Source organism: Rhizobium sp. P38BS-XIX, from assembly GCF_012641435.1.
GTDB lineage: Bacteria > Pseudomonadota > Alphaproteobacteria > Rhizobiales > Rhizobiaceae > Rhizobium.
Map to the genome: position 1 here is coordinate 78907 of NZ_JABAIJ010000014.1, position 15412 is coordinate 94318.

At 59.3% G+C, this 15412-nt stretch carries 15 protein-coding genes; 7 read left to right on the forward strand and 8 right to left on the reverse strand.

Annotated features, from left to right (window positions below; genetic code table 11):
- Nucleotide 1: 1 nt before the first annotated feature.
- From HGP17_RS29850 to HGP17_RS29880, 7 genes are all read left to right on the forward strand, one after another.
- The gene (locus HGP17_RS29850) at nucleotides 2-1012 is read left to right on the forward strand and encodes an iron ABC transporter permease (protein WP_246704288.1); all 1011 of its coding nucleotides are present in this window, start codon (nucleotides 2-4) and stop codon (nucleotides 1010-1012) included.
- Nucleotides 1012-2019 (forward strand): iron ABC transporter permease, encoded by a 1008-nt coding sequence (locus tag HGP17_RS29855; protein WP_168814942.1) that lies wholly within the window; start codon nucleotides 1012-1014, stop codon nucleotides 2017-2019. Before HGP17_RS29850 ends, HGP17_RS29855 begins: the two co-directional genes overlap by 1 nt.
- Complete coding sequence (locus HGP17_RS29860; RefSeq protein ID WP_168814943.1) at nucleotides 2012-2827, forward strand: ABC transporter ATP-binding protein; 816 nt, start codon at nucleotides 2012-2014, stop codon at nucleotides 2825-2827. Before HGP17_RS29855 ends, HGP17_RS29860 begins: the two co-directional genes overlap by 8 nt.
- Before the next feature lie 331 nt (nucleotides 2828-3158).
- On the forward strand, nucleotides 3159-4142 hold the full coding sequence (locus HGP17_RS29865; protein ID WP_168814945.1) for an arabinose ABC transporter substrate-binding protein: 984 nt from the start codon (nucleotides 3159-3161) through the stop codon (nucleotides 4140-4142).
- 68 nt (nucleotides 4143-4210) lie between these two features.
- On the forward strand, nucleotides 4211-5716 hold the full coding sequence (araG, locus tag HGP17_RS29870; RefSeq protein WP_168814947.1) for an L-arabinose ABC transporter ATP-binding protein AraG: 1506 nt from the start codon (nucleotides 4211-4213) through the stop codon (nucleotides 5714-5716).
- Nucleotides 5717-5731: 15 nt separating this feature from the next.
- Nucleotides 5732-6688 (forward strand): L-arabinose ABC transporter permease AraH, encoded by a 957-nt coding sequence (gene araH, locus HGP17_RS29875; RefSeq protein ID WP_168814949.1) that lies wholly within the window; start codon nucleotides 5732-5734, stop codon nucleotides 6686-6688.
- A 108-nt stretch (nucleotides 6689-6796) separates the two neighbouring features.
- Nucleotides 6797-7573 carry a FadR/GntR family transcriptional regulator gene (locus HGP17_RS29880; RefSeq protein ID WP_348649006.1) on the forward strand — a complete coding sequence of 259 codons (777 nt, stop codon included), beginning with the start codon at nucleotides 6797-6799 and terminating at the stop codon, nucleotides 7571-7573.
- 60 nt (nucleotides 7574-7633) lie between these two features.
- Here the strand turns inward: HGP17_RS29880 and HGP17_RS29885 are convergent, their stop codons facing one another.
- The 8 genes from HGP17_RS29885 to HGP17_RS29920 all read right to left on the reverse strand — a co-directional run bounded on the left by HGP17_RS29885 (nucleotide 7634) and on the right by HGP17_RS29920 (nucleotide 15313).
- Nucleotides 7634-8464, reverse strand: a complete 831-nt coding sequence (locus HGP17_RS29885) for a PD40 domain-containing protein (protein WP_168814951.1) — start codon at nucleotides 8462-8464, stop codon at nucleotides 7634-7636.
- A 26-nt stretch (nucleotides 8465-8490) separates the two neighbouring features.
- On the reverse strand, nucleotides 8491-9687 hold the full coding sequence (locus tag HGP17_RS29890) for a mandelate racemase/muconate lactonizing enzyme family protein (RefSeq protein WP_168814953.1): 1197 nt from the start codon (nucleotides 9685-9687) through the stop codon (nucleotides 8491-8493).
- A gap of 5 nt (nucleotides 9688-9692) precedes the next feature.
- Nucleotides 9693-10448 (reverse strand): sugar phosphate isomerase/epimerase, encoded by a 756-nt coding sequence (locus tag HGP17_RS29895; protein WP_168814955.1) that lies wholly within the window; start codon nucleotides 10446-10448, stop codon nucleotides 9693-9695.
- 55 nt (nucleotides 10449-10503) lie between these two features.
- Complete coding sequence (locus HGP17_RS29900; RefSeq protein WP_168814957.1) at nucleotides 10504-10983, reverse strand: VOC family protein; 480 nt, start codon at nucleotides 10981-10983, stop codon at nucleotides 10504-10506.
- Nucleotides 10984-11058: 75 nt separating this feature from the next.
- Entirely contained in the window at nucleotides 11059-12306 is a 1248-nt protein-coding gene (locus tag HGP17_RS29905; protein WP_168814959.1) for an ABC transporter substrate-binding protein, read from the reverse strand.
- A gap of 32 nt (nucleotides 12307-12338) precedes the next feature.
- Nucleotides 12339-13439, reverse strand: a complete 1101-nt coding sequence (locus tag HGP17_RS29910; protein WP_168814961.1) for an ABC transporter ATP-binding protein — start codon at nucleotides 13437-13439, stop codon at nucleotides 12339-12341.
- Between the two features lie 24 nt (nucleotides 13440-13463).
- A complete protein-coding gene (locus HGP17_RS29915) occupies nucleotides 13464-14417 on the reverse strand; it encodes a carbohydrate ABC transporter permease (RefSeq protein ID WP_246704289.1) in 954 nt (317 codons plus the stop codon).
- Nucleotides 14414-15313, reverse strand: coding sequence for a sugar ABC transporter permease (locus HGP17_RS29920; RefSeq protein ID WP_168814963.1), 900 nt, complete (start codon nucleotides 15311-15313; stop codon nucleotides 14414-14416). The genes HGP17_RS29915 and HGP17_RS29920 overlap by 4 nt, the downstream gene beginning before the upstream one ends.
- Nucleotides 15314-15412 lie beyond the last annotated feature (99 nt).

A 15412-nucleotide genomic window follows, 5' to 3' on the forward strand; every position in this document is an offset into this window, starting at 1 on the left:
CATGAGCGGCGGTGATCTTGCGGTAATGCGGCCGACGGGCGGCCGGACCATTTTGCTTGGAATCATTTTCCTGACGGCGTTGGTCGGCATCGTGATATCAGGCATTTCCTTTGGTGTTTCGCAGCTGCCGGTCACCCGCGCGCTGCAATTACTTCTAGCGTCCGATGGTTCGCCGGATAGCGCCCTTGTCTGGGACGTCCGCATGCCGCGAGCAATGCTGGCGTTGCTTATCGGAACAAATCTCGCCATTGCCGGCGTGCTGATCCAGACGTTGACGCGCAACCCGCTTGCCTCTCCACAAACCTTCGGCATCAATGCCGGCGCATCGCTGATGATTGTCGTCTGCCTGATCGCGATGCCCGGCTTGCGCGGTGCCGGCACAATATGGCCAGCCTTCATTGGCGCGGCTGCGGTGGGGTTTGCGATGTGGGCGCTATCGGTCTCCGGGACCATGAACGACATGAAGCTGGCGCTTGCGGGCATTTCCATTCAGCTGGTTCTCTCAGCGCTCGTGCAAGCGATCCTGATTGCCAATAATGCAGCCCAGGATATCGTCTACTGGCTCGCCGGGTCTATTAACGGCGCGCAATGGAGCAAGGTCGCGGTTATCCTGCCTTTCACGCTTCTCGGCGGCGGAGCGGCTCTGACGGCCGGCCGCCATTTCGGCGTGCTGGCGCTGGACGAGACGACCGGCGTGTCGCTTGGCCAGAACGCGCGGCGTGTCGGCGGTCTCGCGGCCGCACTCATCGTCATCCTTGCGGGCTCGGCCGTAGCCGTCGGCGGCCCGATCGGCTTTATCGGCCTGCTCGTGCCTCATATCGTGCGCCGTCTTGCGGGCAGCGATCAATTGACCGTCATCGCCCTGAGTGCCCTGGCCGGCCCATTGCTGTTAAGTGGTGCCGATCTGATCGGGCGTGTCGCCGCTTTCCCGGCAGAAATGCCTGTCGGCATCGTGACCGCATTGATTGGCGCGCCGGCCTTCCTCGTCATTCTCTGGCAGCAGAGGTCGTGATGAGCGTCGGCACTGTCTCTCCCGCAAGCCACCGCACCACGACCGTCTGCGTCGCCATTGCCGTTCTCATTCTCATCGTTGCGGTTCTCGGCATGACGATCGGCGCCGTCAGTCTTTCGATCGGACAGGTTCTTGATGGTATTGCCGGCGGCAAAAGCGCTTTCATCGTCAGAGAATATCGCGCGCCACGCGTCATCGTCTCCATCTTGGCGGGGGCTTCCTTCGGTGTCGCCGGCACATTTCTGCAGGGCGCGCTGCGCAATCCGCTGGCATCGCCTGATGTCGTCGGCATTACCAAGTGCGCCGGGCTTGGCGCGTTTCTCGTCGGCATCCTGACGCCGGCCGCCTGGGCGGTTTGGGCGATCCCTGCGGGCGTGGTGGCTGGCGCCCTCATCGGCGCGACAGCGCTGCTGGCGATCGGGCGGAGCTTTGGTGGCGGCATTGCGGCGTTGGCACTGGTCGGCGTTGCGATCGGGCTGCTGGCTCATGCCTTCATGCAATATGTCATGGTGCTTTTTCCAACCCGCGCGGATCAATCCATGGTCTGGCTCGCCGGCAGTGTCTACGGCAGCACCATGACCGACGTGTTCGTCCTTGCGCTTTGGCTCGCCGCTTGCATTCCGCTGGTGCTGATTGCGGCAATCCGCCTTGATGCCGGTGGCTTTGGTGACGATACATTGACAAGCCTCGGGCTTTCTCCCGGCCTGTTGCGTGGAGGCCTCATTCTTGTCTCCGTGCTGCTATGTGCCGGCAGTGTCGCCGCCGTCGGCAGCATGGGCTTCCTTGGGCTGCTTGCGCCGCATGCTGCCCGCCTTCTCGTCGGCCCGCGTGCGCGCCATGTCGTTCCGGCCAGCGCACTCATCGGCGGGCTGACATTGTCGTCTGCTGATCTTATCGGTCGCCTCGTCGCCCTGCCGAACGAGATTCCGGCCGGTATTGTCGCGGCCGTGGTTGGTGGCCCTTATCTCATCTTCCTGCTGATCAAGGAGGCAGGCCGCCATGACTGACGCCGTCCATCCCCGTCTCTCGGCCCAGGGACTGACGCTTGGCTACAGTGCAGTCAAAGTGCTTGAGAATGTCGATATCGCCATCCCGGACGGAAAGATCACGGCGCTGATTGGCGCCAATGGTAGCGGCAAGTCGACACTGCTGCGGGCGCTTGGCCGTATCATTCAGCCACTCGCAGGCACGGTCATGCTGGACGGCAAAGCCATCGCCAGCATGCACAACAAGGCGATTGCCCAGCTTCTGGCGCTGCTGCCGCAGAGCCCGGTCTCACCCAATGGATTGACGGTGCGCCGGCTTTGCCGCTTTGGCCGTCATCCTCACAAGAGCATGCTGGCACGCACAACCAAGGCGGACGAAGAGATCGTCGATGCCGCTCTTGCGGCAACCGGTCTTGCCGATCTTGCCGAGCGCCCGCTGGACAGGCTTTCCGGCGGTCAGCGGCAACGCGCCTGGATTGCGATGGCGCTTGCGCAGGAAACGCCCATCCTGCTGCTCGACGAGCCGACGACTTATCTGGATATTGCCCATCAGCTGGAAGTGCTCGACCTCCTCAGAGAGCTGAACAGGACGCGCGGGCGCACCGTCGTCATGGTCGTCCACGATCTCAATCATGCTGCCCAATATGCGGATCATATCGTTGCGGTTGCTAATGGCGGCGTCCACGCCGCCGGTCGGCCTGCCGATCTATTGACCCCGGAGTTGATCCGCACGGTCTTCGGTGTCGAGGCATTGGTCATTCCGCATCCCGTCGATGGCACGCCGCTATGCCTGCCGTGCGGCGAAAAGACTCTGTCTAAGCGTGCCTGAAGGTCCTTTCGCAGAGCTTTGACGTGTCGGTAAAAACCGCTTTAAAACGCGCTGACGGAAATTATCCCCGGCCGCTTTGACCGCCCGATCTCCGATCATCCGTGTACCACTCTCTCTGAAATATATGATTTATTCTGCCGTCTCAAATCATCAGACGGGATGTTTTGCGGGTAAGAGCCACTTTTCGTTGCTAAAATAGCCGCATCCTCATAACCATCTCAAAATATCCGCAATAAATAATCATACATAAATATTGACTTGTATGATGTTTATTCTTATTCAAATTCCTGCTGCCCACAGATGGCAGTAGGAGATTTGAGGGAGAGAGATCATGCGCTTTTTCAAAGCGGCAATCCTTGCAGGCACTTTTGCCGTTCTGGCGGCCGGTTCCGCTTTTGCGGAAGACGTCAAGATCGGTTTCATCGTGAAGCAGCCCGAAGAGCCCTGGTTCCAGGACGAATGGAAATTCGCCGACCAGGCCGCCAAGGAGAAGGGCTTCACGCTCGTCAAGATCGGCGCTGAAGACGGCGAAAAGGTCCAGTCGGCAATCGACAATCTCGGCGCCCAGGGTGCGCAGGGCTTCATCGTCTGCACGCCTGACGTCAAGCTCGGACCGGGCATCGTCGCCAAGGCCGCTGCAAACCAGCTGAAGTTGATGACGGTCGATGACCGCCTCGTCAATGCCGACGGCAAACCGCTCGAGGATGTGCCGCATATGGGCATTTCCGCCAGCAAGATCGGCGAGACCGTCGGTCAGGGCATCGTCGACGAAATCAAGAAGCGCGGCTGGGACATGAAGAATGTCGGTGCAATCCGTGTTTCCTACGACCAGTTGCCGACGGCCGTCGACCGCGTCGAAGGCGCGATCTCGGTTCTGAAGGGCGCAGGCTTCCCGGCTGCGAACATCTTTGATGCGCCGCAGGCAAAGACCGACACCGAGGCTGCCCTCAATGCCGCCACGACCGTTCTCAACAAGCATGCCGACATCAAGTACTGGGTCGCTTTCGGCCTGAACGACGAAGCTGTGCTGGGTGCCGTCCGCGCATCCGAATCCGTCGGCATCCCTGCCACCAACATGATCGGCATCGGCATCGGTGGTGCGGATTCAGCCATCAACGAGTTCAAGAAGCCGGCAGCTACGGGCTTCTTCGGCACCGTCATCATCTCGCCGAAGCGCCACGGCTACGAGACTGCGATCAACATGTATGACTGGATCGCCAACAGCAAGGAGCCGCCGAAGCTCACCCTGACCTCCGGCTCGCTTGCCTTGCGCGGCGACTATGAAAAGGTTCGCAAGGACCTCGGCATCGAATAATCATCTGATCAGGATGATTTCCGTCCCGGCGGCTTGAGGTCGCCGGGTACTTTCTCGATGGAGCGAAGATGGCTTTCCTCGAATTCAATAGCATTTCCAAGGGCTATCCAGGGGTGCAGGCCCTTTCCGATGTTTCCTTCGGCGTGGAGAAGGGGGCCGTCCACGGATTGATGGGCGAAAACGGCGCCGGCAAATCGACGCTGATCCGTGTCCTCTCGGGTGACCAGTCGGCGGATACGGGGAGCATCCTCATTGATGGCGTGGATCAGAAATACAGCTCCGTGCGCGATGCCTTCAATGCGGGCGTCATCGTGATCCATCAGGAGCTTCAGCTTGTTCCCGAGTTGACTGTCGCCGAAAACCTATGGCTCGGCCGCTTTCCCGGCAAGGCAGGCGTGATCAACAGCAAGGTTCTGATCGAGACCGTCCGTGCCAGGCTCAAGGAGATCGGCGTGGACGTCGATCCGTCGGCAAAGGTCGCCTCGCTCTCGATCGGTGCGCGGCAGATGGTGGAAATCGCCAAGGCCGTCATGCTCGATGCGCGCGTGATCGCGCTCGACGAACCGACATCCTCACTGTCTTCACGTGAAAGCGAACTTCTCTTTGCCCTGATCGAGCGCTTGAAGGCTAAGGGCACCGTTATTCTATACGTCTCGCATCGTCTGGATGAGATCTTCCGGCTTTGCGACAGTCTGTCCGTGCTACGGGATGGCAGGCTCGCCGCACATCATCCGAAGATCGCCGAAACGACGCGCGAGCAGATCATCGCGCAGATGGTCGGACGCGAGATCAGCAATATCTGGGGTTGGCGTCAGCGGCCGCTTGGTGAGGTCAGGCTCGATGTCAAAAACCTCTCGGGCACGAAACTGCGCAATCCGATCAGCTTTTCGGTGCGCAAAGGGGAGATCCTCGGCTTTTTCGGTCTCATCGGCGCCGGCCGGAGCGAAATGGCCCGCCTCCTTTATGGTGCCGATCATCGTCACCAGGGCAGCGTTTCGATCGATGGTGTAACCGTCTCGCCAAACAATCCGAAAGCGGCGATCAATGCCGGCATGGTTCTGTGCCCGGAAGACCGCAAGTTCGACGGCATCATCCAGGGACGATCGATCCAGGAAAATATCGCCATCTCCTCGCGACGGCATTTCTCACCCTTCGGTGTGCTTAACCCGAAGAAGGAGGCTGCTGTCGCCGATCAGTTCATCGCCAAATTGCGGGTGCGTACGCCATCGCGCAAGCAGGACATCGTCAACCTGTCGGGCGGGAACCAGCAGAAGGTCATTCTCGGCCGCTGGCTATCGGAGCAAGGCGTCAAGGTGCTCGTCATAGACGAGCCGACCCGCGGCATCGATGTCGGCGCCAAGTCGGAAATCTACGAGATCCTCTATGAGTTGGCTGCGGATGGCATGGCGATTGTCGTGATCTCCAGCGAGCTTCCGGAGGTCATGGGGATTTCCGATCGTATCATGGTTATGTGCGAGGGCCGCGTTGCGGCCGATGTCGCGCGCGAAAACTTCGACGAACGAGCCATTCTGACTGCGGCGCTGCCCGACAAGAATGCCGCCGGTACAATCTAGTTCAGGAATGTGATGATGAATTCGTTGAAAAAGATACTTCTCGGCGAACAGGGACTGGTGGTGATCTTCGCGATCGCCTTCGTGATCGTCTCGCTTTTCGTTCCGAGCTTTCTGACAGAGCGCAATATGCTTGGTCTGCTGCAGTCGGTGGTGACGATCGGCATCGTCGCCTGCACGATGATGTTCTGCCTTGCCTCGCGCGATTTCGATTTGTCGGTTGGCTCGACGGTCGCCTTCTCGGGCATGGTTGCCGTCATGGTGTCGAATTCGACGGGTTCGATTCCGCTCGGGCTCGTCGCAGCCTTGATCTGCGGCAGCATCGTCGGCGTGGTCAATGGCGTCGTCATTGCCAAGTTCCGTATCAATGCGCTGATCACTACGCTTGCAACCATGCAGATCGTTCGCGGTCTGGCGCTCATCGCATCGGATGGACGCGCAGTCGGTATCAATGATCCGAGCTTCTATCAGTTGGCGCTCTCGCGCTTTCTCACCGTGCCGACGCCGATCTGGATCATGGTCATCCTGTTCATCGTCTTTGGTTTTGCTTTGAACCGTACCGTCTTCGGCAAGAACACGCTGGCGATCGGCGGCAATCCGGAGGCGTCGCGTCTCGCCGGCGTCAATGTCGTCAATATGCGCATCTGGATTTTCGCATTGCAGGGGCTTGTTTGCGCCATTGCCGGTATTCTGCTTGCCTCGCGCATCACGTCGGGTCAGCCGAACGCAGCAACCGGGCTCGAGCTTTCTGTCATCTCGGCCTGTGTGCTTGGCGGTGTGTCGCTGGCCGGTGGTCGGGCCGCCATGACGGGCGTTGTCGTCGGGGTCCTCATCATGGGGATTGCCGAGAACGTCATGAATCTCCTGAATATCCAGGCCTTCTATCAGTATCTGGTGCGCGGCTGCATTCTGTTGTTGGCCGTTCTTCTCGATAATTTGCGCTCGTCAGCGGCCGGACGTGGTGCAAGGACATGATGGGCGATCGGATGTGTGGGGAGACATCCGTTCAGCTTACTGAAGCGCATTGATGCCGGAGCATGGTGGTACCCGCAATCGCGGCGGAGCCAGCGGAAGGGAGTTCAGGTGAAGAGTACGCATTCGGGATCTCTGCGCACCACGCACGGTGCGACATCGCCCGCGCAGGGAAAGCGTACCGTGCGGGAAGAGCTGCTGAAGAAGCTGATCGGCCAGATCGTCTCCGGCGAAATCGCCGAAGGCTCGCTGCTTCCGAACGAAGCCGAGCTTTCCGAGGTCTACGGGGTTAGCCGCACCAGCCTGCGCGAGGCCATGCAATATCTATCGGCGCTTGGAATGGTCCGCTCGCGCACGCGCGCCGGCACCAATGTCCTGCCGCGGGAAAACTGGAACTATCTGGACCCGCTCGTGCTCGATGCGACCCTGGAATTCAGCAACGACCGCAGCTTCTACGTGTCTCTGCTCGACGCCCGCCAATTGCTTGAGCCGGCCTCGGCGGCACAGGCTGCGGCCAATGCCACGGCAAAGCAGCTGGCGCAGATTGCTGCGGCTTTTGAGGACATGGTTGCGGCCAACGCCCGTGATAACGAGGCTTGGAGCCAGGCGGATCTGGAGTTCCATACCGCGATCATCAATGCCAGCGGCAATTGGGTCTTTCGCCAATTCGCGACAGCCATCAGGGCCGCTTTGCTTGCCAGTTTCCGGCTGACCAATCGCGCCAGCCAATCGCATGAATATGCGATCGCGCGGCATCAGGACGTTCTCGATGCCATCCGCATGCGTCGCCCGGACGCCGCTCGCCTTGCCATGGAACAACTGATCGGCACGGCCAGGATCGAGCTTAGCGACGCCTTGCGCGACGGCAAACTGGAAAAGCCGGACTAAGCCGGCTCTTCCAATCTGCGTCGATGTGCCTGCGATCCGGCAAAGGATGGTCGCGGCCGCCTAGTTGGCATCCTTGTGAAAGCGCACGAAGGCAAAACGTTTGCTGTCGGGTGCCCAGCAGGGGACATTGATCGTGCCTTGTCCGCCAAAGAGCGAAAGCAAAGTCTTCGTTGCCCCGCCTTGCGCGGGCATGAGGCGCAACTCGACATCGTGATCGCGCGGATGACCTTTGACGCCATGTTCATAGGCGACATAGAGCACGTGGCGCCCATCTGGCGATGGGTGTGGAAACCAGTTGACGCGCTCGTCGTCGGTCATTTTCTGCGCGTCGCTGCCATCGGGCCTGATGCGCCACAAGGCGACCTCGCCGTTCTTTTCCCCGTTGAACCAGATCCATTCCCCATCCGGCGTGAAGTCCGGACCGTCGCAATGATCGAAGGTCGATGTGGCCTGTGTTTCGTCGCCGCCAGTGATCGGGCAGGTATAGACCTGATAGGTGCCGCTGCGATTGGCGACGTAGGCGATCGTCTTTCCGTCCGGCGACCAGCCATGCCAGTAAGAGGGCGTCTTTTCGGTGATGCGCTGCGGCGTGCCGCCTGCAAACGGCAATGAGTAGATGGCGCTGGATCCCTGCTCGGTGGAGTCGCTGATGACGATCAACGTTCCATCGGGGGAAATGCCATGGTCATTGTTGATATCCTTTGCAAAGCCGGTGTCGATCGCAATCATCTCCGGCTTCGTGGGATCGACGCGAAAGAGCCGGCCGTTGCCATTGATCACGAGCCATTTCCCGTCCGGCGTCCAGTTTGGCGCCTCGATCAGCTCCGGGGTGGTCAGCACGGTCGTCACCGTACCGCTTTCCAGGTCGTAGATTGCCAATTCGCTTGTCATTGGAATTCCCTCATCAAGTTCGTGCTTTACTGGAAGAAATCGGCATCGTCGGGTGCCAGATAGCGGCTCGCCTTCTCGGGGATCAGAGTGACGCCAAGGCCAGGCCTGTCCCAGACCTTGATATGTCCATCCTGAACGAGAGGATCCGGCAGCCCTTCGACGATGTCATACCACCAGTCGGGGTCGCCGACCGGATATTCGAAGGCGATGAAATTATGCGGCAGGGTGGCCGACACCTGCACCAGCGCGGCGAGCCCGAGCAGGCCATTGGCCGTGCCATGCGGCGCCATCAGCACCCCGTGCAGATCGGCGTGCTCGGCGACCCATTTGAGCTCGGCAATGCCACCGATGTCGCCGGGGTCGGGACCGATGATGTTGACGCATTTGCCTTCGATCAGCGGCTTGAAGTTCTGCCGCAGGTAAATCTGTTCGCCGGTGTGGATCGGCGTCGATGTTGCCGTCGTCAGGTCGCGGTAGATGTCCGGATTGACGAAAGGCGAATAGTCTCCCGTCAGCAGGTCCTCGAGCCACAGGATGTTGAATGGCTCCACGGCACGGGCAAAGCGGATGGCGTCGGGAAGGGTGAAGCCGGGGCCGCAATCGAGCGCCAGCCCCACACGATCTCCTGTAACCTCCTTCATGGCGGCCACGCATTCGACGAGATGTTTGAGGCCGCGTTCCGTCAGCATGCCGCGCTCGTGGGTCCCGTGGACCCTGCCGGCCTCGGGGTCGCCATAGAAAAAGTCGGGCACCGTGCGTGCCATTGGACTATGAAAGCCGATCGGCTGCTTGATGATGGTAAAGCCTTCGGCACTTTCAACCATTGCTTTGGTGTTTGCCGCATAGTCCTCCGGATCATAACCCGACAGAGGAAGGCGCACCGCGCCGTTGTAGACGCGAACTCGATCGCGGACTTTCCCGCCAAGCAATTTATAGACAGGTAGGCCGGCCGCCTTTCCCGCGAGATCCCACAAGGCCATTTCGATGGTGCTGACGGCAGCTCCCCAGGGCTTGAAACCACCGCGCTGGCGGATGCGCATCATCACGCGTTCGACATCCGTAGGGTCGCAACCGATCAGGTTGTCGCGAAAACTCAGGATATGCGGCTTGAGGAAAGGCTTCCAGGTTTCCGCCTGCGCATAGCCGTCCAGCCCCTGATCGGTCATTATTCGCACAACCGGGCTGCGTCCGATGACGGCGCATTTGACGTCGACGATTTTCATGGCAGCTATAATCCGAGGTTGCTGAGATAATCGATCGAGCGAAGCGCAAAACGCTGCCAGTCGGAGGGGTTGTCGTGCTCCGTGACGATATGGTCGGCCGTCGTCTTGCGGAACAGCGGCGCAAGCGCCGCCCAATCGATGATGCCGTCGCCGGTCGCCGTCCATCCGTCGTCTTCGACCGTCCCCAATGGGGCCGTATCCTTCACCTGGATGCAGGCGATGCGGTCGGCATATTGCTGCAGTTCCAGAGCCGGATCTGCGCCGGCACGGGTGATCCAGCCGCAGTCGATCTCGAAAAGAACCGCCTCGCTCTGCCCGAGAATGTGCTCGATCGGGCGTGAGCCGTCAGGCAGGGCAAAATACTCGAAATCGTGATTATGCCATGCGACCTTGAGGTCACGTTCCGCCGCCTTATCCGCACCGACAGCGAGCTTATTCCCAATCCCTTTCCAGAAATCGCTCGTTTCCCGCCGCTCCTCCTTGGGCACGAAGGGCGGGATCAGATAGGTCGCGCCCAGCGTTTCAGCGATGTCGAGGTAGCGGGCGGGTTCGTTGACGAGGCCCGTCAGAGGCATGTGGAAGCCGAAGCAGGCAAGACCCGCATCATCGAGCTGCCGACGAAACAGCGCGGGATCGGCCTCATAGGCAGGCAGCCACGGTTCAATTGCGTCGTAACCCATGCTCTTCAGGATCGGCAGCTGAGTGGCGAGCGGCGGAAAGTTGCGTGACGAGTAGAGTTGATAGGCGATCTTATAGTTCATTGGATACGGCCTTTACTGGCTGCCGGGCGCGGAATTCCTCAGGCGAACCCTTCGCTTACGGCTGCGGCTCCTTATCGGCATCGAACTCGAGAAGTTCGACGAGAGCGCCAAGCTGCGGCAAGGTATCGTAGTAGGCATATCGGCCGTGACCGCCGTGGAATTCGCCGCGCTGCAACAGCCTGTGTCCCTGCGCTTCCAGAAAGGCATTCTTCTTTGTCAGATTGCGCGTCTTGAACGCGATGTGGTGGCAGCCCGGTCCCTTGGCTTCCAGCAGATCGCGCCAGGCGCTCTTTTCCGGCCCGGGCTGAAGGAATTCAAAATCGATATTGCCGAATTCGAACATGATGATGCGGCAGCCGACGGCTGCCGGCATACCATTGTAGATGGCCTGGGCCTCTTCAGGATCCGCTGCCTTGCCTTCCGGCGGAACGGGTTTTCCGGTCAGCTCGGAAAACCACTTGGCGGATTTCTGGACATCATCGGTCACGAAGCAGATCTGAAAGACCCGGTCTTCATCGAGTACGGTGGTGGTCATGGGAATACCTTTCGGTCCTGGGGGAATTGTGCGACCCGATTTCGGTCGGGTCGCTGATCGGCAGTTCTGGGAGGATCACTGCACGATCGTGTCGTAACCGGATTGGAGCTGCTTGATGGCGTCGTCGACCGACATGGACGGATCGCTCCAGAAATTGAAGGCGACTTCCCAGGTGGCGGCTAGCCAATCGGCATCGGTCATCGAATGCGGGTTTTGCACCTGCTTGTCCGGATCCTTCAGCATCGTTAGAACTTCCTGGGAGCAGCCGTCGAGTTTGGAGACGTCGACATCGTTGCGGATGGGGGTGGACCCCTTTGCGGCCGCGAAATCGGTATTGACGGTGGGATCGACAATCGTGGCGGCGAAATCGAGTTCGGCCTTATCCTTGGCCGGCGACTGATTGCCGAGAATACCCCATGAATCGACGCCGACGGCATAGGCCTTGGCGCCGGGGATCGGGATGCAGCCGAAATCCTGATTGGCATGTTTGCCGGCTGCGACCCACTCGCCCTTCATCCAGTCGCCGTGGATCTGCATCAGCGCCTTACCGGTGATGACGGTATTGGTGGTCATGTTCCAATCGCGATTGACCGAGCCTGGGTCGGCCGCCTGCTGAAACTTGCGCAGCCAGGTAAAGACATCGCGCATGGTCTGCGAATCCAGAGCGGTCCGGTCCGGTTTTTCGCCGTACACTTTCGTGTAGACGTCCTGGCCCCCAAGTGTCGCGACCAGCGCATGCATCAGATAGCCGACCTGCCATTGCTGCGCACCGAGCGCCAGCGGAACGAAGCCCGCCTGTTTGATCTTCGGAAAATCGGCGAACATGGCATCCAGCGAATCCCATTTGGTGGGATCGACGCCGGCTTTCTTGGCGACATCCATGTTGTAATAGACCATGCCGTCCATCTGGATGCCGAGCGGGATCTTCATCAATTCGCCATCAACCGTGATCGATTTCTTGACTGCGGCGGGGAAGTGGTCGACTGCGCCGATGGATGTGAAAAGCTGGGTCAACGGATGGCCAAGACCCATCTTCGTCAAGTCGCGATAGACGCCGGGGCTGTTCTCGACAAAGACGTTGGGCGGGTTGCCGCCGGTCACCAGATTGAGCAGATTGACGTTCGAGCCGGTATCATGCGGAATGCTGATATCGATCCAGTTGATCCCCTTGGCTGCCGCTGCCTTTTTCAGGACATTGAGTGCGGCCACTTCGGCCGGCGAGGACCAGTCCTGATAAATCACCAGATCTTCCGCCGAGGCAGAGGCCGCCAGAGCGGCGGCAAGCATTCCGGCACCGATGCCTAGTTTCAGCGTCTTGAACATATTTTTCCTCCCAATGAAAAATGACAAGGACGTCACATGCGCTGCCCGCTTTGGGCGTCGAAGAGATTGATCTTGGATTTCGGATAGCGGACGGGGACCATCTGCCCGGCTTTCATGCCTGCGGCACGGTCCGGTTCGGCCCGCACAGCAAGCAGGCCGCCGGCAAAATTCAGGGTCAGGATGGCGTCCGAACCCGTTCGCTCGACCGTGCGGACCGGCACCTCGATTGCGAGCGCCGTATCGCCGGAGGCCTCCTCCGGTCGCGCGAAATGCTCGGGACGCAGGCCAACGACGGCTTTTGCTCCCGCCTGTGGCGGTCGTTCGAACGGATAGGCGGAAAGCACGATGGTTTCGCCGGTCGAAAACGTACCGACGACCTCTCCATTGACGACGCCGATATCGACGTTGAACAGGTTCATGGCAGGCGATCCGATGAAACTGGCAACGAACAGATTGGCGGGGTTTTCATAGACTTCGTCGGGCGATCCGAACTGCTGGATCTCGCCGCCGTTCATGATGGCGATCTTTGTCGCCATGGTCATGGCCTCGATCTGGTCATGGGTGACGTAGACAACGGTCGGGTTGAGCGTCTCGTGCAGCTTTTTGATTTCCATTCGCATCTCGGTGCGCAGTTTCGCGTCGAGATTGGACAATGGTTCGTCAAAGAGCAGGACATCCGCATGCTTGACCAGAGCCCTGCCGATGGCAACGCGCTGGCGCTGACCGCCGGAAAGCTGCGCCGGCTTGCGCTCCATCAGCGGTCCGAGCTGCAGCATGTCGGCAGCCCATGCGATCCGCTTTTCAGCCTCTTCCTTAGGTAGGCGGCTGGCCGAAAGTCCAAACTTCAGGTTTCCTCTGACCGTCTTGGTCGGATAGAGCGCATATGACTGGAAAACCATGGCGAGGCCGCGATCCTTCGGATCGAGATCGGTGACATCGCGCGACCCGATCATGATCTGCCCGCTCGAGACGTCGTTGAGACCGGCCAGCAGATTGAGGAGCGTGGTCTTGCCGCAGCCTGAGGGACCGAGAAGAACGAGGAAGTCGCCGTCCTCGATCGAAAGATTCAAATCGTCGAGCACGGTGAGCTCGCCGTATTTCTTGACGATATGGTCGAACGAGACGCTGGGCATGCAGTCCTCCGTTGATCCGTCCGGTCAGCCTTTGATGGCGCCTGCAGAAATGCCCTGGACGAAAAATTTGCCGAGTACGAAATAGATGAAGAGCGGTGGGATGGCTGTCAGCAGCGCTGCCGCCATATTCGAGTTGTAGGATGCGGTGCCAGTTGTCACCGTCACCATGTTCGCGAGGTTGACCGTCATCGGCGCGGCGCCGAGACCGCCGAACGTCACGCCGATCAGGTAGTCGTTCCAGATGCTGGTAATCTGCATGATCAGGACGACGATCAGGATATTGCCCGACATGGGCAGGATGATCTCTGTGAAGATCCGCCAGAACGATCCACTATCCATGATCGCGGCTTTGATGAGATCAGCCGGTATATCCTTATAATAATTCCGGAAGATCAACGTCAGGACCGGCATGGCGAGAATAGTATGAATGAAGGCAACGGCCCATATCGATCCATAGATGCCGAGGTTAACCGTAATGATGATCAAGGGATACATGATGATCTGGAACGGTACGAAGGCGCATAGGAACAGGATGAACAGAAACGTCCCGGCCCAGCGGACATTCCACATGGCCAGCGCATATCCTGTCACGGAAGAAATGGCGATGGAGGCAATCAGCGACGGGATTAGGATCTTGATCGAATTGAGAAAGCCGCCCTTCAAGCCTGTGCAGGTCAGGCCGGAACAGGCCTGATTCCAGGCATAATCCCAGGGCTGAAGCGTCCAGGTATGCGGCAGAGAAAAGATCGCGCCCTCGCGGATCTGATCCATCGTCTTGAAGGATGTGACGATGAGTACATAGAGCGGCACGCAGAAGAACAGCGCCGCCATCGTGAGGAAAACGAGAACTGCGATCGACCTGGCTTTGATGCGCTTCTTTCGCCTTGGATGCATGACCACAGTGCCGGCGCTCGACTTGGCCCGCAGAGCCGGCTTGGCGGAAGGCGTCGCAAGCTGCAAGGGGTTGACGTTGCTCATGCACGACCTGCCTTGCGCGCGCCGCGCTGCTGCCAGATGACGAGAAGAACGAGCGGCAGAAAGATGACGACGGTTATCGCCAGCATCAGGGAAGCGGCTGCCGAGGCATAGCCGAGATTGTTCTTGGCCGTCAGGGCGTTGATCGTGAAATAGGCTGGCATCCAGGTCGATTGACCGGGGCCGCCATTGGTCATTGCAACGATGATATCGTAAGCCTTGATAACGCCGAGCGACAGAAGGATGGCGCAGGTCAGAAACGTGAACTTCATCATCGGAATGATGATTTCGAGATAGACCTTCCAGAGACTTGCACCATCGAGCCGGGCGGCACTCCATATCTCGGTGTTGATCGCCTTCAAGCCAGCGAGCATCAGCGCCATATAGAAGCCCGAGCTTTGCCAGATGGATGCGAGAATGATCGCGTAAATCGCCGTATCGCCGCTGGCCAGCCAGTTGAGGCTGATTCCGGTCAGTCCGATCTGATGCAGAAAGTTCTCAAGCCCGAGCTGCGGATTGAGAATCCAGCGCCAGGCAACGCCGGTGACGATCAATGATATCGCCAGCGGATAGAGGAAAACGGTCCGAAAGGCATCTTCGCCGCGTCGCTCCCGCTCGATCATGGCGGCCAGAATGAAGCCGAAAACGATGGCAAGAGCGCTTCCAATGGCGAGGATGACGAGGTTGGACAGCGAAATGTGCCAGCCCATGTCATAGTAAAGCCGCTGATATTGGCGGAAGGGAGCGGACCAATCGATCGCATAGTCCGGCAAACGGCGGCTTTGCGTGAAAGAAATATAGATTGTCCAGACAATAGAACCCGCAAATGCAACGAGTGTGACGGCCGCAGCGGGAGCCAAGGCGATCTGCGGCGATAGACGGCTCCATCGTAGCTTCATTCTTTCCTCCCTGATCTCGTCGCCCTTCTGGTTGTAAGAAGGCCTCTTGCGTCAAAATCATATTAACGATAATACTGGCATGCGATACGAGATGCGTCA